The organism is Microbacterium sp. AR7-10 (genome assembly GCF_001878835.1).
Taxonomy (GTDB): Bacteria; Actinomycetota; Actinomycetes; order Actinomycetales; family Microbacteriaceae; genus Microbacterium; species Microbacterium commune.
In genome coordinates, this window is sequence record NZ_MJIR01000024.1 from 1 (window position 1) to 18,312 (window position 18,312).

The following is an 18,312-nucleotide window of genomic DNA, read 5'->3' on the forward strand; positions in this document are numbered from 1 at the left end:
CAGCGACAGCTCGGAGTACCCGCGGATCGACGCGAGCGGCGTGCGCAGCTCGTGGCTGGCATCCGCCACGAACCGCCGCATGCGCTCCTCGTTGCGCTGACGCGCCGAGAGCGATGAGTCGACGTGGTCGAGCAGGGTGTTCAGCGCCACTCCCACCCGGCCGACCTCGGTGCGCGGGTCGGCCTCGTAGTCCGGCACCCGCTCGGTGATGCTCACCTCGCCGCGATCGAGTGGCTGCCCGGCGACGCGTGACGCGGTCGCTGCCACCGCGCGCAGCGGTCGCAGCCCCATGCTGATGGTGAGCGCGGTGGTGAGGGCGAGCAGGATCAGCCCGCCGAGGGTCGCCAGGGCTATCACCGTGAACAGCGACGTCATGGTGTGCTGCACCTCGGCACGGGGGAGCCCCGTGATGACCACCACGCCGTTCTCGGTGCGGTCGACCATCACCCGGAACGAGCCGACGTCGTGCAGCGTGACCGTCGCGGAGTCGGACTCCTGCAGTGCCGCGGTGAGCGTCAGCAGATCGCGGGCGGGGAGGTCGCGACGGGATTCGGGGGTGACGATCACGCCCGAGGCGGGTGTGTCGGGAGGCAGGACGGCGAGCAGCAGATTGCCGGTCTGCACGATGCCGCCGCTGACCGCGTTCTCGGCGGTGAGGGGCTCACCGCGCAGCTCCGCCGCCGTGGCGCGGCTGGCGACCAGAGCCGTCGTGACTTTCGAGGTGGCGACGAGCTTCCTCTGCAGATCGTCCTCGAGGGTCTTGCCGAGCGTCGCGCTGGTGATGATCGCGACGATCACGAGGATGAGCGAGACGAACCCGATCACCGCGGCCATCAGCCGCGCCTGAAGGCTCAGCGGGTGCGGGAGCATGGGCTACTGCGGCGACTTGATCATGTAGCCGACACCGCGCACGGTGTGCAGCAGCGGAGTGCGGCCGGCGTCGATCTTCTTGCGCAGATACGAGATGTACAGCTCGACCACCGACGACTTGCCGCCGAAGTCGTAGCTCCACACCCGGTCGAGGATCTGCGCCTTCGACAGCACGCGCCGCTCGTTGCGCATCAGGAAGCGCAGCAGCTCGAACTCCGTGGCGGTGAGCTCGATCTCGTCGTCTCCGCGGATCACCTCGTGGCTGTCCTCGTTGAGCGAGAGGTCGGCGACTCGGAGGATCGACTGCTCGTCGTCGGTCTGCCCCTGGCCGGAGCGGCGGATGACGGCCCGCAGCCGTGCGATGACCTCTTCGAGGCTGAACGGCTTGGTGACGTAGTCGTCGCCACCCGCGGTGAGCCCGGCGATGCGGTCGGCGACGGCATCCTTCGCCGTGAGGAAGACGACGGGCACGAGATTGCCGGATTCTCTCAGCCGGCGCAGCACGCTCATGCCGTCGAGGTCGGGCATCATGACGTCGAGCACCAGGGCATCCGGTTCGAAGTCGCGGGCGACCTGCAGCGCCTCCAGGCCCGAGGCCGCGGTGCGCACCTCCCAGCCCTCCATGCGCAGGGCCATGGCGAGCAGGTCGGTGAGCATCGGCTCGTCGTCGACCGCGAGGATGCGCAGCGGGGTTCCGTCGGGACGGCGCAGATCAGGATGCTCACTGCTCATGGCACCATTCTGCGCTCGTCTTCGCCGAGATTCCCTTGCATCTCCTATGCGTCACCTGTGGGTGTTGCGGGAGCGGGACATGCATCGGGCTCGGGACGGCGTGCGAGCGCCGTCCCGAGCCCGGGTTGCGGTCAGTGGGTGTCGACGGCGGGGATCTCGGTGCGGTCGCCTGACCAGAGGGTGTGGAAGGTGCCTTCCTTGTCGATGCGGCGGTAGGTGTGTGCGCCGAAGAAGTCGCGCTGGCCCTGGATGAGGGCGGCGGGCAGGCGCTCGGCGCGGATGCCGTCGTAGTACGACAGGGAGGAGGAGAACGCGGGGGCGGGGATGCCGGCCTGGGCGGCGGCGATGACGACGCGGCGCCATGACGCCTGTCCGCGGGAGAGCGCCTCGGCGAAGTACGGGGCGGTGAGCAGGGCGGGCAGGTCGGGTTCGGCGGCGTACGCGTCGGCGATGCGGTTGAGGAACTGGGCGCGGATGATGCATCCGGCGCGCCAGATCTTCGCCACGGCGCCGAGGTCGATGCTCCAGCCGTATTCGGTGGCTCCGGCGCGGATCTCGTCGAAGCCCTGGGAGTACGCGACGATCTTCGATGCGTACAGGGCCAGGCGCACGTCTTCGATGAAGGCGTCCACGTCGTCCACGGTGAACTCGCCCTCGGGGCCGGGCAGGTGGGCGGCGACGGCGCGCTGCTCGGGGTGGGAGGAGAGGGAGCGGGCGAAGGTGGCCTCGGCTATGCCGGAGACGGGAACGCCGAGGGCGAGCGCGGTCTGCACGGTCCACGCCCCGGTGCCCTTGGCGCCGGCCTGGTCGACGATGACGTCGACCAGCGGCTGGCCGGTCTCATGGTCGATCTGGCGCAGCACCTCGGCGGTGATCTCGATCAGGTACGACTCGAGCTCGCCGGTGTTCCACTCGGCGAAGATGTCGGCGATCTCGGCGGGGGATCTGCCCGTGCCGCGACGGATCAGGTCGTAGGCCTCGGCGATCAGCTGCATGTCGGCGTACTCGATGCCGTTGTGCACCATCTTCACGAAGTGACCCGCGCCGCCGTGACCGACGTGCGTGACGCACGGCTCGCCCTCGGCGACCGCGGCGATCGACTCCAGGATCGGACCGAGCGTCACCCAGGACTCATCCGACCCGCCGGGCATGATGCTCGGCCCCAGCAGCGCACCCTCCTCACCGCCGGAGATGCCCGCGCCGACGAAGTTGATCCCCGTCTCACGCACTGCCTTCTCCCGGCGGATGGTGTCGGGGAAGTACGCGTTGCCGCCATCGACGATGATGTCGCCCGGCTCGAACACCCGCACGAGCTCATCGATCACCGCATCCGTGCCGAGCCCCGCCTTGACCATGATGATCGCCGTGCGCGGCTTCTGCAGCGACGCCGCGAACTCCTCGTACGAGAACGTCGGCACGAAACCCGCCTCCGGGTGCAACGCCACCAGATCATCCGTCTTCGCCCGCGAGCGGTTCAGCACCGCCACCGTGTTGCCCTCCCGGCTGGCGAGATTACGGGCCAGATTCGAACCCATGACGGCGAGTCCGACGACTCCGATATTGGCTGCAGCAGTGGGCACAGGGATCTCCTCGGTGATGAAGGTTGTGATCTCAGGGTATCGGTGGATGAAGGGTCAGAATTCGTTCGTGTCATCCGGCCTGGGACGCCGCTCGGCGACCAGGCGGCGGGTGACGGAGATGTCGCGATCTCCCAGGCCGCGGTCGACGATCTCGTCGAAGGCGGCGCGCAGGGCGGGCAGCAGAACCGCGTCGGTGCCGGTGCCGGCGGCGATGTCTGCCGCGAAGCGCAGGTCCTTGACCATGTACTTCGCCATGCCGCTGGCCGAGTCGTCGCCGGTCACGAGCTTGGAGTGCCTGGCCTCGAGCAGTCGCGACCCCGCGTATCCGCCGGCGAGCAGCGACCACATGCGGTCGAGATCGATGCTCGAGCGGTCCGCGAGCACGGTCGCCTCGCCGAGGGCCAGGATCGTGGCCGACACGACGAGCTGATTGCACGCCTTGGCCACCTGGCCGGCCCCGAGGGGGCCCAGGTGCACGGCGGTTCCGCACGGGGCGAGCACCTCGGCCGCGAGGGCGGTGTCGGCCTCGGCGCCGCCCAGCATGATCGAGAGGGTGCCGGCCCTGGCGCCGTCCTCACCGCCCGACACCGGGCAGTCGACCAGACGCACCCGGCCGGAGGTCTGCGCGTGCAGCCTGTCGCCGAGCGCGCGCACGGCCGGTGCCGACGACGTCGACGCGATGAGGATCAGCAGGTCTCGGTCGCCGGCGAGCAGTCCGTCGGGTCCGTCCAGCAGCTGCTCCAGCTCGGGCAGATCCGGCAGCACGCTCACCATCACGTCGACGCACATCGCGAGCTCCCGCGGCGACTCGGCCCAGGTCGCACCGGCGGCGACGAGCTCGGGCTGCGGGCGGCGGGCGTGGATGACGAGCTCGCCGCGCTCGGCGAGCAGGCGTTCGGCCATCGGACGCCCCATCGAACCCAGGCCGATGATGCCGACGGTCGCGGAGGATGCGTTCATCACCCCACGATAACAGAGTCCAACTCAATGGACGCTGTTCATATGGCTGTATTCCGGCTAGGCTGTGGATGCGTTCGTTCAAGGGAGAGAACATGACCGACACCCAGACCAGGCTTCGTGCGGTGGCAGCCGTGCCGTTGAGCGAGTCGCTGTGCCAGCTCATCGAGCACCTGGAGCCGCGAGTCGAGATGATCCGCGACCACTCCCTCACCCATCCGATGCGCGGCCCCGCCGACTGGTCGGGCGACCCCGAGCACGTCCGGACGGTGCAGCAGCAGGCCGCCTTCGAGGCGATGGTCGACTCGGCCGACGCTCTGTTCGGCATCCCCGATGTCGACCCGGCCGCGCTGGCGAGGACCGTCGACGCGAACCCGGGCCTGAGATGGGTCATGACCACGGCGGCGGGCGGCGGCAGCCAGATCCAGGCGGCGGGCCTCGACAGCGCCGCTCTCGATCGGATCGTGTTCACCACCAGCGCGGGGGTGCACGCGGGCCCGCTCGCCGAGTTCGCCGTGCTCGGTGTGCTCGCCGGGGCGAAGGATCTGCCGCGTCTGCAGGCCGACCAGGCGGGGAAGCGCTGGAGCGAGCGGTGGGAGATGCGGCAGGTCGACGAGATGACCGTGCTGGTCGTCGGCCTCGGCGGCATCGGGGCGGAGTGCGCGCGGCGCTTCAAAGCCCTCGGCGCGACGGTCTGGGGAACGACCCGCTCGGGAGAGCCCGTGGACGGCGTCGACAGGCTGGTGCCGCTGGACGATCTCGTGACGGCAGCGGGGCAGGTGGATGCCATCGTGGTGGCGCTTCCCGGCACCGCGCAGACGCATCATCTGATCGGACCCGAGGTGTTCGCCGCGCTGCGACCCGGCGTGATCTTCGCGAGCGTCGGACGCGGCACCGCGGTCGATGAGGGCGCGCTGCTCGAGGCGCTCGACGACGGCCGTGTGGCGTACGCGGCGATGGACGTCTTCGAGGTCGAGCCTCTCCCGAGCGGCTCCGCGCTGTGGAATCACCCGCGCGTGCTGGTCAGCCCGCACACCGCGGCCCTGAGTTCGAAGGAGGAGGAGCGCATCGCCCGCCGCTTCGCCGAGAACGCGGCGCGCCTGCTGGATGGTCTGCCGTTGCGTGCGGCGGTCGATACTGTCGAGTTCTACTGACCGCCGGCGACGCGCCGGCAGCACCGGGAGGGGCAGCGTGGCACGAGAAGAGGATTCCCGCGAGAGCAGGGACCCGGCGCCCGCGGTGACGCGGAGCATCCGCCTGCTCGGGCTGCTTGCAGCGGCCGAGCCGCGCACCCTCACCGAGCTCGCGGGCGAGCTCGGTCTGGCGAAGTCCTCGACCGCGAACCTCTGCCTCGCCCTCGAGGCCGGGGGGATGATCCAGCGCACGCCCGCCGGATATCGGCTGGGCCTGCGCACCGCCGAACTGGGCGGGGCATTCGCCGCCCAGTTCAACCAGGTGCGCGAGTTCTACTCCGTGTGCGAGGCGTCCGAGGTGCTCTCCGGCGAGCTCGTGCAGGTCGCGCTGCTCGACGGAGCGGAGTCGCTCTACCTCGCCAGACACGAGGGATCGCGCTCCCTGCGGCTGGGCACCCCGCTGGGCTCGCGTCTGCCGGCCGCGCTCTCCGCCACGGGGCGCGCGCTGCTCATGTCGATGTCGGACGACGAGGTCGTCGCGCTGCTCGGCCACGATGCCGTCTTCCCGCAGCTCACCGAGCGGGGAGCGCGCAACATGACCGAGCTCCTCGAGGTGCTCGCCGCGGCGCGGCGGCGGGGGTGGGCGCTGGACGCGGAGGAATCCTTCCGCGGGGTCGTCGGCGTCGCCGTGCCCCTGGAGCCGTGGGCGCCGTCCGACCCGGCCCTGGCCCTCGGAGTGGCGATCCGCGCACCCGAGGCGGACTTCGAGCGGATCGAGCGGGTGGGCGAGGCCCTGCGCGCGGCCGCCCGTCAGCTGACGAACCCGTTCAGCGCTGCCGCCCGTCGCTGACCCGCCGACCGGACTCGCCCGTCGGTCCGCACTGTCGCGCGTGCGCATTGTCGTGCGTCCACCCTGAGTCCAAAGGATTGAACATCGTTCACTGGGCTGGTATCGTCGTCGTGACGTTGATGCGCAGCCGATCGAAGGAGATGGCCATGACCGACCCCCGCACCACCAGACCCGCGCCCACGGACGATCCCGAATACGCCGCGAACCTCCGCCGCGCGACACTGGCGTCCAGCGTCGGCAGTGCGCTGGAGTACTTCGACTTCGCGCTGTACGGCCTGTCGACCGCGCTGATCTTCAATGTGCTGTTCTTCCCGCAGGACGACCCGGCAATGGCCACCGTCGCCGCATTCGCGACATTCGGGGTCGGCTTCCTGGCCCGCCCCTTCGGCGGTCTGTTCTTCGGCGTGCTGGGCGACAGGCTCGGCCGCAAGTGGGTGCTCGTGGCGACCATCGTGCTGATGGGCGGCGCGTCCACCGCGATCGGTCTGCTCCCCACCTACGAGGCGATCGGCGTGTGGGCTCCCGTGCTGCTGGTGATCATGCGTCTGCTGCAGGGCTTCGGGGCAGGAGCCGAGCAGGCCGGCGCGACGGTGCTGATGGCCGAGTACGCGCCGGTGCGCCGTCGCGGCTTCTTCGCTGCGCTGCCGTTCATCGGCATCCAGGCGGGCACTCTTCTCGCGGCGCTCGTCTTCAGCCTCATCAGCCTGCTGCCGACCCAGGCCCTGCTCAGCTGGGGCTGGCGCGTGCCGTTCCTGGCATCCTTCGCCCTGATCCTGCTCGCCCTCTTCATCCGGATGCGGCTGCGCGAGACCCCCACCTTCGTCGAGCTCGAGAAGCACGAGCAGATCGCCGACCGGCCGATCCGCGACATCTTCACGCACGGTCTGCCCGGCGTGATCGTCGGAATCGGTCTGCGCATGGCCGAGAACGGCGGCTCCTACATGTTCCAGACGCTGGGCCTGGCCTTCTTCGTCGCCGTCGCCGGCGACTCCGCCGACAAGAGCCTGCTCACCTGGGGCGTCACGATCGGCTCCCTCATCGGCGTCTTCTCGGTGCCGTTCGCCGGACACCTGTCCGATCGTCTCGGACGCCGGACGGTGTACCGCTTCGGCGCCGTCTTCATGCTGATCTACACGTTCCCGGCCTGGTGGATGCTGTCGCTGGGCGACCACGCGCTGGCCATCGGCGTCATCGCCGTCGGCATCGGCGTCGCGGTCTGCACGATGCTCGGACCGCAGTGCGCGATGCTCCCGGAGCTCTTCGGCAATCGCCACCGCTACCTCGGTGTGGCCATGGCCCGCGAGATCTCGGCGGTGCTGGCCGGCGGGCTGGCCGGTGTCCTCGGTGCGTACCTGATCGCCGTCAGCGACGCGAACTGGATCCTGCTCGCCAGCTACATGGCCGTGCTCGCCCTCATCACCACGGCCTCGACCTTCCTGGCGCCCGAGACGCTGCGGCGCGACCTCACCCGCATCGACGACGCCATCAAGGTGTCGCGCGCGGAGGCGGGAGACGACGTCTACGCCACCACGGTGTCGATCACGGCGGTCGGACGATGATCCCGCGCGGCATCGCGGCGTTCGACCTCACCGGGCGCACCGCCCTGGTCAGCGGGTCGGGCCAGGGGATCGGCCGCGCGCTGGCCGAGGGCCTGGCCGCCGCCGGCGCGCGGGTGATCGTGCACGGCCGAGATGGCGCGAAAGCCGCCACCGCCGCCGCGGAGATCACCGAGAGCACCGGCGTCGCGGCGCTCAGCGTCGCCTTCGACCTCACCGACTCCGCCGCGGTCGACGACGGCATCGCCGAGGTGGAGCGGATGGTCGGCACTCCCGACATCCTCGTCAACAACGCCGGCGTGCAGCGCCGGGCGCCGATCGCCGAGTTCAGCGATGAGGACTGGGATGCCCTGGTCGCGACCAATCTGTCCGGAGCCTTCCGCCTCTCCCGCGGGGTGGCGCGGGGCATGGTCGCGCGCGGCTCGGGCAAGATCATCTCGATCGGCAGCGTGCAGTCCCAGCTCGCCCGCCCTTCGATCGCGGCGTACTCGGCCACGAAGGGTGCGATCGTCATGCTGACCAAGGGCCTGTGCGCCGACCTCGCGCCCCACGGCATCCAGGCCAACGCGATCGCGCCGGGCTATTTCGAGACCGCGCTCACGCGCCCGCTCGTCGACGACGAGGAGTTCTCGGCATGGGTGCGCTCGCGCACGCCCGCGGGTCGATGGGGCGATGTGCAGGATCTCGTCGGCGCACTCGTCTTCCTCTCAGCGCCGGCGAGCGATTTCGTCAACGGACAGACGCTGTTCGTCGACGGCGGCATGACGGCGGTGGTCTGATGCTCATCGGCCGGGTCCGCACGGTCGACGGCATCCGGTGGGTGCGCGACGACGGCGGCCGCACGCGAGGCATCGAGGACCCGTTCGCGGCGTTCGCCGAGGGTCGCGAGCCCGCGGGCGGCGACGCGCTCGTGAGCGGCGAGACGGCGACCCCGTGCGATCCGGTGGTGCTCGTCGGCATCGCCCAGAACGGGGCGGGTCATCCCTCGCCCGTGCAGGCCTGGTTGAAGAGCCCGCGCACCGTGGTCGCCTCCGGCGTCGCGGTGCGGCTGCGCCGGGATGCCGGCGACGCGGTCGCCGAGGGCGAGATTGCCGTGGTCATCGGGCGGTCGACCGAGGGGCTGACGGCCGCGAACGCGCACGAGTACGTGCTCGGCATCACCGCCGTGAACGACCTGTCGAGCCCGGACCGGGCCGAATCGGACCCGCGCAACTTCGAGTCCAAATCGGGGGAGGGGTACACCCCGCTCGGCCCCTGGATCGACACCGGCGCAGACCTCGACGACATCGCGCTCGAGATGGCCACCGCCGGGACGACCGTCGTGTCCACGACAGCGAGCGAGCTGCCGGTGGCGATCCGCGACTGTCTCGCGTACGTCGCCGGCTGGACGCCCCTGGGACCCGGCGATGTCGTGATGACCGGAGCGCCCCATTCTCAGGTGCCGGTGGGTCCGGACGACGCGCTGAGCATCACCGTGGGACGGGTCACCCTGTCCACCGCGTTCATCTGAACGACGGGTATCTGAAGATCGGGCCGCAGGCCGAGAGGAGCAGGACATGACGAATCCGGGTGTGATCGCGTACAGCGCTGGCGACCTGCGCGTCGAAGACATCGGCACGCCGACGCCGAGGCGGGACGAGGCGATCGTCGACATCGCCTACGGCGGGGTGTGCGGATCGGATCTGCACTATTGGCGGCACGGTGCCGCGGGTGCATCCGTGCTGCGCGAGCCGATGGTCCTCGGGCACGAGGTGTCGGGGGTCGTGTCCGTCGCCGCGGCCGACGGAACGGGACCCGCCGAGGGAACCCGCGTCACCGTGCATCCCCTGACCCCGCACGGGGATGGGCGCACACCGTGGCCGTCGCACCGTCCCAACCTGGCCCCCGCATCGAGCTATCTCGGCTCCGCGCTGCACCTGCCGCACACGCAGGGCGCGTTCGCGGCCCGTGTGGCGCTGCCCGCGCGCATGCTCTTCGACCTGCCCGACACCCTCGATCTGCGCACGGCCGCGCTGGCTGAGCCCGCGGCGGTCGCGTGGCACGCCGTGCACCGCGTCGGCACCGTCGCCGGCCGCAGCGTCGCGGTGATCGGCGCCGGCCCCATCGGCCAGCTCGCCGCAGCCGCAGCACAGGGCCTGGGTGCCGCGCACGTGACGGTCACCGACCTGCACCCGGCGCCGCGGGAGATCGCCGTCCGGCGCGGGGCTCACGCCCTCGACGCCAGGGATGCCGACGCGATCTTGCAGCTGCACGCCGACGTCGTCATCGAATCCAGCGGCACCGTCCCCGGGCTCGAGGCCGCGGTCAGCGCGGCCGCTCGCGGCGGCGACGTCGTGCTCCTCGGGCTCCAGGCGGCAGGTCAGGTCCCCGCGCCGATGGCGACCGCGATCACGCGCGAGCTCAGCCTGCACGGCTCCTTCCGCTTCGGCGACGAGTTCGGCGAGGTGATCGACGCACTGGCATCCGGAGCGATCGACGTCACCGGCGTGATCAGCCATGTCCGTGCCGTGCAGCGCACCGATGACGCCGTCGACGCATTCGAGATCGCGGCCGATGCGTCGCGTTCGTGCAAGGTGCTCCTCGCCTTCGGGGCCGACCGCTGATGACGGCGGCGGAGCCCGTGATCCTCGCGCTCGAGGCCAGCACCACCTCCGCGAAGTGCCTGATCCTCGACACGCGCACCGGCGCCGTGGATGTGCGCTCCCGTCGCTTCAGCGATGAGGGCCCGGCGCGCGACGCGGATGCCGTCACCGCCGAGCTGTTGGCGCTCGGCCGCGAAGCCGCCGCCGGGCGCCGCGTCGACGTCATCGCCCTGTCGAGCACGTGGCACGGCATGACCCTGCGCCACCAGGACCTCAGCGCCGTCACCCCGGTCTACGAGTGGCCGTACACGGGGGCCCACGGCGAAGCCGCGCGTCATCGCGCCGACCCGGAGTTCACCTCGTGGTTCCGCCGGCGCACCGGATGCCTGGTGAACGCCAGCTATCCCGCCTTCAAACTCGCGAAGCTGGTTCGCGACGGACTCGACCCGCGCGGGCTGCTCATGCTCGACCAGGGTGGGCTGATCTTCGCCCGCCTGACCGGCCGCATCTGGACGAGTCTGTCGACGGCGTCAGGTACCGGGATGCTGTCGATCGACACGGGGGAGTGGGATGCCGACGTGCTGCAGCATCTCGGCATCGCCGCCGTCGGGCTGCCGGAGCTGCGGCCGCACAGTGCGTGGGCGCCGCTGCAGCCCGAGGGGGCCGCGCTGCTCGGTCAGCCCGTCGGCACGCCCGTGCTGGTGCCGGGCCCGGACGGAGGGCTCAACCAGATCGGGGACCGGGCCTCCTCGATCGGCGACATGACCTTCTCGATGGGCACGAGCGGCGCGCTGCGCATGACGACCGACCGGCCCGTGATCCGTCCCGACACCGGGGTCTGGACCTACCGCTCACCGGCGGGATGGCTCAGCGGCGCCGCCACCAGCGGATGCGGCAACTGCGTGGACTGGGCCAGGCGGCGCCTCTTCCCCGACCTCGACTATGCGAGGCTGGAGTCGCTGCTGGATCCCGCCCGGACGGATCTGCCGGTGTTCCTCCCGTTCCTGTTCGGCGAGCGCAGTCCGGGCTGGGATGACCGCCGACGCGGCGGATTCATCGACGTCGAGCCGCAGCACTCCGCCGCCGACCTGTACCAGTCCGTGCTGCACGGCATCCTCTACTCGCTGCAGCACTGCCTCACCGAGCTGGTCGCCCTGAACGGTGCACCGCGGCGCGTGGTGCTCTCGGGCGGGGTGCTCTCGTCGCCGTACTGGTCGCAGCTCGCCGCGGACGTGTTCGGGATGCCCCTGGAGGTGTCCGATCTGCAGCACACCAGCCTCGTCGGCGCGACGCGGCTGGCCCTCGAGCACGCGGGTGCGGATCCCGACCACCCCGCGCTGCGGGCGTCGGAGCCTCGGGTCATCCTGCCGGACCTGTCTCGCACCGCCCTGCTCGACGTGCAGCGCGAGCGCTATCTCCGCGCCTACGACCGCACGAGGCCCGCCGAAGACCTCGCCCTCGTGCCGGGCGGAATCTGACCGCGCCGAGGAGCGCCCGAACCTGAACGCCGTCTGTTAGCGTGTGCCCACGGATCGGTCGCACACCGTGGCCGACGAGCACCAGGGAAGATCTCACATGGACGACTGGACCCAGACCCTCACCGCAGGACCGCTGCTGCTCATCGCCGGCGGCGCGATCGCCCTGATCCTCGTGCTGATCATCGGCTTCAAGCTGCACGCGTTCCTCACTCTCGTGATCGTCTCGCTGCTCACCGCCATCGTGGCGGGCATCCCGATCGATCAGGTGGTGCCGGTCGCGCTCGGCGGCTTCGGCAGCACCCTCGCGAGTGTGGCGCTGCTCGTCGGACTCGGAGCCATGCTCGGCAGGCTGATCGAGCACTCCGGGGGCGCGCATGCGCTCGCCGACAGGTTCGTGCAGGTCTTCGGCGAGAGGCGCGCGCCGTTCGCCCTCGGTGTGGCGTCGCTGATCCTCGGGTTCCCGATGTTCTTCGATGCCGGTCTGATCATGATGCTGCCGATCATCTTCGCCGTGGCGCGACGCGTATCGGGAAACAACGTGCTGCTCTACGGCTTCCCCGCCGCCGCCGCCTTCTCGGTGATGCACGTCTTCCTGCCTCCGCACCCGGGCCCGGTCACCGCATCGGCGGCCTACGAGGCGAACATCGGACTGGTGCTGCTGGTCGGCCTCGTCGTGGCGCTTCCGGTCTGGTACCTCTCGGGCTACCTGTGGGGGAAGTTCGTCGGCAGTCGCTGGATCCTGCCGGTGCCGTCGCTGTTCGGCAGTGAGGACAGGGATCAGCCGTCGAACCCGCCGAAGGTGTCGACGATCATCATGCTGCTGCTGCTGCCGATGCTTCTCATCTTCCTCAACACGGGGCTCACCACGCTGGGCAGCGCGGGCGTGATCGACTCCTCCGAGCTCTGGGCGCAGTCGCTGATCTTCATCGGTCAGTCGCCGGTCGCGCTGACCATCACCGTGCTCGTCGCGCTCGTGGCGCTCGGCTGGCGACGCGGCGAACACGGCACCGCCCTGGAGAAGATCGTCGATTCGTCGCTCGGGCCCATCTGCTCCGTGGTGCTGATCACCGGAGCCGGCGGGATGTTCGGCGGGGTGCTGCGCTCGTCCGGCATCGGCGAGGCGCTCTCCGACACGCTGAGCGGCGTGGGTCTGCCCGTGATCGTCGCGGCGTACATCATCGCCGTCGTGCTGCGCGTCGCGCAGGGCTCGGCAACCGTCGCCCTGGTCACCGCGGCGGGCCTCATCGCTCCCGCCGTGCTCGGTGGCGACTTCAACCCCCTCGAGGTGGTCGCCATCACCCTCGCCACGGCGGCCGGCTCGGTGTTCGCCAGCCACGTGAACGACTCCGGGTTCTGGCTGGTGGGACGCCTGATGGGGATGGACGTCAAGACCACGCTGAAGACGTGGACGGTGCAGCAGACCATCCAGTCGGTTCTCGCCTTCGCGATCGTGCTGGTGGTGTACCTGCTCGCGTCGCTGTTCTGAGCGGCGCCCGGGTCAGTCCTCGCGGTAGCCCGTGCGTCCCATCGAGAACATCGCGGCGAACGACGACACGACACCGCAGACGGCGATCGCGCCGATGACCCAGAGGATGACGTGCGAGAGGAAGGCGGCATCGAGCATGCCCACAGCCTATCGAGCTTTCGGGTACGATGGAGGAGTTCCTCGGCGAGGGAGCGCGCATGCGCGCATCCGTTATCGACGCGGTGACGTGAGCCCGGTGGCCGGCTGAATCCTTCAGCCGCTCAGCGTCTCGTCTCCTCGTGTCCGCACCGAGGCTTCCGAGACCATGACCACCGCGAGGCACCGTCCCGCGCCCGAAGGAGAACAACATGTCTGACGAGAACAAGGTCGTCGCCGAGACCCGCACGAGCTTCGGCAAGGGCTTCGCCCGCCGTCTGCGCGCTGCCGGGAAGATCCCCGCCGTGATCTACGGCCACGGCACCGACCCCGTGCACGTCGCGCTGCCCGGCCACCAGGTGTCGCTCATCATCCGCCGCGCCAACGCGCTTCTCGACCTCGAGGTCGACGGCACCTCGCAGCTCGCCCTCGTCAAGGACGTGCAGCGTGACCCGGTGCAGCAGATCATCGAGCACATCGACCTGCTCGTGGTGAAGAAGGGCGAGAAGGTCGCCATCGACCTCCCCGTCGTCGTCACGGGCGAGTCGTTCGCGGGCACCATCGTGGCGCTCGACGCCGCGACCCTCGCCGTCGAGGCCGAGGCCACGCACATCCCCGAGAACGTCGAGGTCTCGGTCGAGGGCCTCGAGGAGGGCGCGCACATCACCGCCGCCGACGTGAAGCTCCCCAAGGGTGTCACGCTCGTGGCCGACCCCGAGACCCTCGTGGTCGCGATCTCCGTCCCGGCCGCTCCGGCCGAGGACGACACCGCCGCCGAGGCTCCGGCCGAGGAGGCCGCCGCGGAGTGATCCGCTGACGATCCAGTCGGAGGGGGCGCGAGTTGATCGCGTCCCCTCCGTCATATCCGCACGAGAGGATGCGAATGACCACCACCTGGCTGATCGTCGGTCTCGGCAACCCTGGTCCGCGCTACGCGGCGACACGGCACAACATCGGGCAGATGGTCGTCGACGAGCTCGCCGAGCGTCGCGGCGAGCGGTTCCGAGAGCACAAGGCCGGTGCGCGTGTGGCCGAGACCCGGGTGCGTCCTGGCGGTGATCGCATCGTGCTGGCCAAGCCCAACTCGTTCATGAACACGTCCGGCACTCCGGTGGCGGCGCTGGCGAGGTTCTACTCGGTGGCGCCCGAGAACGTCGTCGTCGTGCACGACGAGCTCGACATCCCGTTCGACAGCATCCGCATGAAGATCGGCGGAGGGCACGGCGGGCACAACGGCGTCCGCGACATCGCGCGAACGCTCACCACTCCCGACTTCCTGCGGGTGCGGGCCGGCATCGGGCGGCCGCCAGGGCGGCAGGATCCGGCCGACTGGGTGCTCGCGCCGTTCGGGTCGGTCGAGCAGAAGACACTGCCGATCTTCATCTCGGACGCCGCGGATGCCGTGGAGCAGCTCGTCGACGAAGGGCTGCTGGCGGCGCAGCAGCGCCACCACTCGCGCTGAACGCCTGGTCCTCAGTCAGACCAGCGGGCGCCGATCAGACCAGTGGGTCGAAGGCGATGCCGTTGCCGATGCCGTACATGAGCGCCACGGCGAGGAAGAAGATCCCCGGGCCCAGTGCGGCGACGACGATCGCGGCGATGCCCATCCCTCGGCCGCGGCGACCAGCGACGGCGACGATCCCGCCGATCACGCCGAACAGCCCGAGCGCGGTGCCCAGCCAGAACATGATCTCCGCCCACAGCGTCTCGATGCGCGCGGGGGAGAGGGCGGCGATCCGGAAGTCACCGTTGCGGTCGATGAGATCGTCCACCGACACGGCGAGCCCGATCTGCAGAGCGAGCACTCCGGCCACGACGGGCGTGACGAGCGCGGCGACCAGAGCGGCCGCGAGCGACACGGCGCCCGTCGCGCGAGAGGGCGCGGGGGCGGGAGGTGCCGAATAGGCACCGATGGGCGCCTGATATCCGCCCACCGGCACGCGGTACGCTCCGGGCGGCGGCGGCTGGGCAGCAGGAGAGCTCGGCGCAGGCAGCCCGGGCGGCACGAAGGGATCGGTCATCTCGCTCCTCAGACGCGACGCAGCAGCCCGACGCGCTGGTAGACGTCCGCGAGGGTGGCGTCGGCGACCTCGTCGGCTCTGGCCGCGTTCGCGGCCAGGAGTCTGTCCAGCTCGGCCGGGTCGTCGAGCAGGGCGTTCGCGCGCTCGCGCACAGGACCGAATTCGTCCACGACGACCTCGGCCAGCCCCTTCTTGAAGTCGCCGTACCCACGACCGGCGTACTCGTCCTCGATCGAGCCCACCTGGCGGCCGGTGAGCGCGGCGTAGATCGTCAGCAGGTTCGACACCCCTGGCTTGTTCTCGCGGTCGAAGCGCACCGAGCCTTCGTTGTCGGTCACGGCGCGCATGATCTTCTTGGCGGACTTCGCCGGATCGTCGAGCAGCCACAGGACACCCGCGTCGCTCTCGGCCGACTTCGACATCTTCGAGGTCGGGTTCTGCAGGTCGTAGATGCGCGCGGTGTCCTTCTGGATCACCGGGGTGGGCACCGTGAAGGTCGTGCCGAATCGGCTGTTGAAGCGCTCAGCGAGGTCACGCGTCAGCTCGACGTGCTGCTTCTGGTCGTCGCCCACCGGCACCAGCTCACTCTGGTAGAGCAGGATGTCGGCGGCCATCAGCACGGGGTAGGTGAACAGGCCCACCGAGGTGGAGTCCTGGCCGTAGCGCTGCGACTTGTCCTTGAACTGGGTCATCCGCCCGGCCTCGCCGAAGCCGGTGATGGTGCTGAGAATCCAGGCGAGCTCCGCGTGCGCGCGCACGTGCGACTGCACGTACAGCGTCGACTTCGAGGGCTCGATGCCGGCGGCGATGTACTGGGCAGCCGTGCGACGGGTCTTCTCGCGCAGCTCTTCCGGGTTCTGCGGCACGGTGATCGCATGCAGGTCGACCACGGAGAAGAACGCGTCGTACGAGGACTGCATCTCACGCCACTGCAGAAGCGCCCCGATGTAGTTGCCGGCCTGGAGGGAGTCGGCGGAGGGCTGCATTCCGGAGTAGAGGCGTGGTCTGGTCACGAAGCAATCCTATGCGTCTCGGGTCGGTCCCCTGTCGCCCGGCGTCCCCGAGCCCGTGGCAGGGTCAGCAGGTGTAGTCCACGATCACCGGCGCGTGATCGCTCCAGCGCTCCGCGTAGGTCTCGGCGCGCGCGACGGTGTACCCGGTGGCGCGAGCAGCAAGCGGCGGGGTCGCCAGGTGGTAGTCGATCCGCCAGCCGCTGTTGTTGTCGAACGCCTTCCCGCGCATCGACCACCAGGTGTACGGACCGGGAACCTCGCCGTGATGCGCGCGACCCACGTCTATCCAGCCGAGCCCCAGCCCACCGCCCTCCGCCGCGAACGGGCGGGTGTCGCTGAGCTGCCCCACTATTCCCCGGCCGACGCCCTCCTGACCGACCACTCGCTCGCCGGCGGCGCCGAGGAGGCGATCGAAGTAGGCCCGCTCGCGTGCGAGGAAGCCGGACTTCTTCACGTTGCCCTTCCAGTTCAGGATGTCGAACGGGCGGTGGCCGACGTTGAGATCTCCGGTGACGAGCGCGTGCGCGTCGTCAGCGCCCAGCGACGCCATGCGCACGCTCATCGCGTCGAGGAACTTCCACTTCTCGTCCTGTTTCGGGGTGTCGGCCTCGCCGGAGTGCACGTAGGCGCTGACCACCGTGAGCGGCGCACCGCCGATCTGGAAGTCGGCCTCGATCCAGCGGCCCGCGGAATCGAAGTCGTCGGCGCCGAGCGCGGTGCGCGACGCGAGTGCCGGGGTGCGGCTGAGCACGGCGACGCCGGCCCTGCCCTTCGACGTGGCCTTGTCGTGCACGATCTGCCAGTCGGGGAACGCGGCCGCGAGATGCTCGTCGTCGGCGCGCACCTCCTGCAGCGTGAGGATGTCGACATCGGCCTGCTCGAGCCACCCGTGCATCCCGTTGCGGACGGCGGCGCGGACGCCGTTGACGTTGACGGAGGCGATACGCAGATGGGGCATGGCATCCAGCCTAACGACGGGATCGGGCATCCCGTCGCGGGCCCCGCGCGGCCGTCGCACGCAGCGGACGCAGCCCGCCGCTGTCGCGCACCGGCTCGTTGCGGTCGCCGGCGCTCAACGCGATCCAGGACGCCGCGAGCAGGATCACCGCCGCGATCACCCGGCACCACAGCAGAAGCCCGACGGTCACCGCGAAGGTCGCCAGCAGCGGGTTCCCCGGCGTGTGCGCGGCCAGCAGGCCGGCGCCGAGCTGCAGCACGGCGACCGCGATGCCGCCGAGCACGGCACCGGGCAGGATCCGCCGCCACCGCACGACCGCGCCGGTGAGGAAGCGCACCAGGGCGGCGATGGCCGCGACGTCGATCACGATGACGACGAGCACGGAGGAGATCGAGACCAGGGAGCGCACCAGCGCGCTCGGCACCTCCAGCCCGAGCATCTCGACCAGCGTGCGCAGAGCCCAGACGCCGCCGAAGCTGATCGCCGCGCCCAGCAGCAGGCTCATCCCGAACGCGAGCGCCGCCACGGCGTCGCGCAGTTTCAGCAGCACGTAGCTCCTGGTGTCGAACGGCAGACCGAAGATGCCGCGCACCGCGCGCCGGGTGAAGGTGACCGCGCCGATCCCGGTCCAGATGACGACGACAGCCGCGATGGCGCCGGTGAGGGTGAACGCACCGGTGGCCGAGGTGGCCACCTCGCGCACTGCGTCGGGGGCGACGATGGCATCCACCCCGATGAAGCCGGGGATGTAGCTGTTCACGATCCGGATCATGGCGTCGACCGCGACGTCGCTGCCGCCGACCCAGACACCGGCACCGGCGAAGGCGACGTAGAGCAGCGCGAACAGCGCGAACAGCGTCTGGTACGCCATGCCCGCCGAGAGCAGGAAGCCGTTGCGGCGCAGGAAGTGCCGCCACACACGCACCGGGAACAGAGCGGCGACCCGTCGCCCCCACACAGC

Annotated in this window: 19 protein-coding genes; 10 read left to right on the forward strand and 9 right to left on the reverse strand. The window is 70.4% G+C overall.

Annotation, left to right across the window (positions count from 1 at the left end; genetic code table 11):
* The 4 genes from BFN01_RS01060 to BFN01_RS01075 form a co-directional block, all read right to left on the reverse strand.
* Positions 1–870 (reverse strand): histidine kinase dimerization/phospho-acceptor domain-containing protein (locus BFN01_RS01060; protein WP_256220988.1); only part of this gene is annotated, 870 nt, incomplete at its 3' end.
* A 3-nt stretch (positions 871–873) separates the two neighbouring features.
* Entirely contained in the window at positions 874–1,602 is a 729-nt protein-coding gene (locus tag BFN01_RS01065) for a response regulator transcription factor (RefSeq protein WP_071640630.1), read from the reverse strand.
* Positions 1,603–1,733: 131 nt separating this feature from the next.
* Complete coding sequence (gene gndA / locus BFN01_RS01070) at positions 1,734–3,182, reverse strand: NADP-dependent phosphogluconate dehydrogenase (protein ID WP_071640632.1); 1,449 nt, start codon at positions 3,180–3,182, stop codon at positions 1,734–1,736.
* A 54-nt stretch (positions 3,183–3,236) separates the two neighbouring features.
* A complete protein-coding gene (locus BFN01_RS01075; RefSeq protein ID WP_071640634.1) occupies positions 3,237–4,142 on the reverse strand; it encodes an NAD(P)-dependent oxidoreductase in 906 nt (301 codons plus the stop codon).
* Positions 4,143–4,234: 92 nt separating this feature from the next.
* Between BFN01_RS01075 and BFN01_RS01080 the strand changes: the two genes are divergently transcribed.
* From BFN01_RS01080 to BFN01_RS01115, 8 genes are all read left to right on the forward strand, one after another.
* Positions 4,235–5,293: a D-2-hydroxyacid dehydrogenase gene (locus BFN01_RS01080; RefSeq protein ID WP_071640744.1), complete on the forward strand. Its 1,059-nt coding sequence runs from the start codon at positions 4,235–4,237 to the stop codon at positions 5,291–5,293.
* A 37-nt stretch (positions 5,294–5,330) separates the two neighbouring features.
* A complete protein-coding gene (locus BFN01_RS01085; RefSeq protein WP_071640636.1) occupies positions 5,331–6,122 on the forward strand; it encodes an IclR family transcriptional regulator in 792 nt (263 codons plus the stop codon).
* 140 nt (positions 6,123–6,262) lie between these two features.
* Positions 6,263–7,681 (forward strand): MFS transporter, encoded by a 1,419-nt coding sequence (locus tag BFN01_RS01090; protein WP_071640746.1) that lies wholly within the window; start codon positions 6,263–6,265, stop codon positions 7,679–7,681.
* Positions 7,678–8,457, forward strand: coding sequence for an SDR family oxidoreductase (locus tag BFN01_RS01095; RefSeq protein WP_071640638.1), 780 nt, complete (start codon positions 7,678–7,680; stop codon positions 8,455–8,457). The genes BFN01_RS01090 and BFN01_RS01095 overlap by 4 nt, the downstream gene beginning before the upstream one ends.
* On the forward strand, positions 8,457–9,188 hold the full coding sequence (locus BFN01_RS01100; RefSeq protein WP_071640640.1) for a fumarylacetoacetate hydrolase family protein: 732 nt from the start codon (positions 8,457–8,459) through the stop codon (positions 9,186–9,188). The genes BFN01_RS01095 and BFN01_RS01100 overlap by 1 nt, the downstream gene beginning before the upstream one ends.
* Before the next feature lie 46 nt (positions 9,189–9,234).
* A complete protein-coding gene (locus BFN01_RS01105; protein ID WP_071640642.1) occupies positions 9,235–10,281 on the forward strand; it encodes a zinc-binding dehydrogenase in 1,047 nt (348 codons plus the stop codon).
* A 17-nt stretch (positions 10,282–10,298) separates the two neighbouring features.
* Positions 10,299–11,738: a gluconokinase gene (locus BFN01_RS01110; RefSeq protein ID WP_177243772.1), complete on the forward strand. Its 1,440-nt coding sequence runs from the start codon at positions 10,299–10,301 to the stop codon at positions 11,736–11,738.
* 97 nt (positions 11,739–11,835) lie between these two features.
* Entirely contained in the window at positions 11,836–13,224 is a 1,389-nt protein-coding gene (locus BFN01_RS01115) for a GntP family permease (protein WP_071640748.1), read from the forward strand.
* A 12-nt stretch (positions 13,225–13,236) separates the two neighbouring features.
* On the opposite strand, the gene BFN01_RS15695 is transcribed toward BFN01_RS01115, so the two are convergent.
* On the reverse strand, positions 13,237–13,362 hold the full coding sequence (locus BFN01_RS15695) for a hypothetical protein (protein WP_256220989.1): 126 nt from the start codon (positions 13,360–13,362) through the stop codon (positions 13,237–13,239).
* Between the two features lie 209 nt (positions 13,363–13,571).
* Here BFN01_RS15695 and BFN01_RS01120 point away from each other — a divergent pair, with 209 nt between their 5' ends.
* Together BFN01_RS01120 and pth are read left to right on the forward strand one after the other, a co-directional pair.
* Positions 13,572–14,168, forward strand: a complete 597-nt coding sequence (locus BFN01_RS01120) for a 50S ribosomal protein L25/general stress protein Ctc (RefSeq protein ID WP_071640646.1) — start codon at positions 13,572–13,574, stop codon at positions 14,166–14,168.
* Between the two features lie 74 nt (positions 14,169–14,242).
* Entirely contained in the window at positions 14,243–14,821 is a 579-nt protein-coding gene (gene pth / locus BFN01_RS01125) for an aminoacyl-tRNA hydrolase (protein WP_071640648.1), read from the forward strand.
* A 34-nt stretch (positions 14,822–14,855) separates the two neighbouring features.
* On the opposite strand, the gene BFN01_RS01130 is transcribed toward pth, so the two are convergent.
* The 4 genes from BFN01_RS01130 to BFN01_RS01145 form a co-directional block, all read right to left on the reverse strand.
* The gene (locus BFN01_RS01130) at positions 14,856–15,380 is read right to left on the reverse strand and encodes a hypothetical protein (RefSeq protein WP_071640650.1); all 525 of its coding nucleotides are present in this window, start codon (positions 15,378–15,380) and stop codon (positions 14,856–14,858) included.
* Between the two features lie 8 nt (positions 15,381–15,388).
* Positions 15,389–16,393 carry a tryptophan--tRNA ligase gene (trpS, locus tag BFN01_RS01135; protein ID WP_071640652.1) on the reverse strand — a complete coding sequence of 335 codons (1,005 nt, stop codon included), beginning with the start codon at positions 16,391–16,393 and terminating at the stop codon, positions 15,389–15,391.
* Between the two features lie 64 nt (positions 16,394–16,457).
* Positions 16,458–17,351: an exodeoxyribonuclease III gene (locus BFN01_RS01140; protein WP_071640654.1), complete on the reverse strand. Its 894-nt coding sequence runs from the start codon at positions 17,349–17,351 to the stop codon at positions 16,458–16,460.
* Positions 17,352–17,361: 10 nt separating this feature from the next.
* Positions 17,362–18,309, reverse strand: a complete 948-nt coding sequence (locus BFN01_RS01145) for a YihY/virulence factor BrkB family protein (RefSeq protein WP_071640656.1) — start codon at positions 18,307–18,309, stop codon at positions 17,362–17,364.
* Positions 18,310–18,312: the final 3 nt, after the last annotated feature.

What these genes read in the sequence shown, in the direction of transcription:
- BFN01_RS01100 (WP_071640640.1), top strand. Translation starts at nt 8,457, where the DNA reads ATGCTCATCGGCCGGGTCCGCACGGTCGACGGCATCCGGTGGGTGCGC.
- BFN01_RS01080 (WP_071640744.1), top strand. Translation starts at nt 4,235, where the DNA reads ATGACCGACACCCAGACCAGGCTTCGTGCGGTGGCAGCCGTGCCGTTG.
- BFN01_RS01115 (WP_071640748.1), top strand. Translation starts at nt 11,836, where the DNA reads ATGGACGACTGGACCCAGACCCTCACCGCAGGACCGCTGCTGCTCATC.
- BFN01_RS01075 (WP_071640634.1), bottom strand. Translation starts at nt 4,142, where the DNA reads ATGAACGCATCCTCCGCGACCGTCGGCATCATCGGCCTGGGTTCGATG.
- BFN01_RS15695 (WP_256220989.1), bottom strand. Translation starts at nt 13,362, where the DNA reads ATGCTCGATGCCGCCTTCCTCTCGCACGTCATCCTCTGGGTCATCGGC.
- BFN01_RS01095 (WP_071640638.1), top strand. Translation starts at nt 7,678, where the DNA reads ATGATCCCGCGCGGCATCGCGGCGTTCGACCTCACCGGGCGCACCGCC.
- BFN01_RS01120 (WP_071640646.1), top strand. Translation starts at nt 13,572, where the DNA reads ATGTCTGACGAGAACAAGGTCGTCGCCGAGACCCGCACGAGCTTCGGC.
- pth (WP_071640648.1), top strand. Translation starts at nt 14,243, where the DNA reads ATGACCACCACCTGGCTGATCGTCGGTCTCGGCAACCCTGGTCCGCGC.
- BFN01_RS01140 (WP_071640654.1), bottom strand. Translation starts at nt 17,351, where the DNA reads ATGCCCCATCTGCGTATCGCCTCCGTCAACGTCAACGGCGTCCGCGCC.
- BFN01_RS01090 (WP_071640746.1), top strand. Translation starts at nt 6,263, where the DNA reads ATGGCCATGACCGACCCCCGCACCACCAGACCCGCGCCCACGGACGAT.
- BFN01_RS01105 (WP_071640642.1), top strand. Translation starts at nt 9,235, where the DNA reads ATGACGAATCCGGGTGTGATCGCGTACAGCGCTGGCGACCTGCGCGTC.
- BFN01_RS01065 (WP_071640630.1), bottom strand. Translation starts at nt 1,602, where the DNA reads ATGAGCAGTGAGCATCCTGATCTGCGCCGTCCCGACGGAACCCCGCTG.
- BFN01_RS01130 (WP_071640650.1), bottom strand. Translation starts at nt 15,380, where the DNA reads ATGACCGATCCCTTCGTGCCGCCCGGGCTGCCTGCGCCGAGCTCTCCT.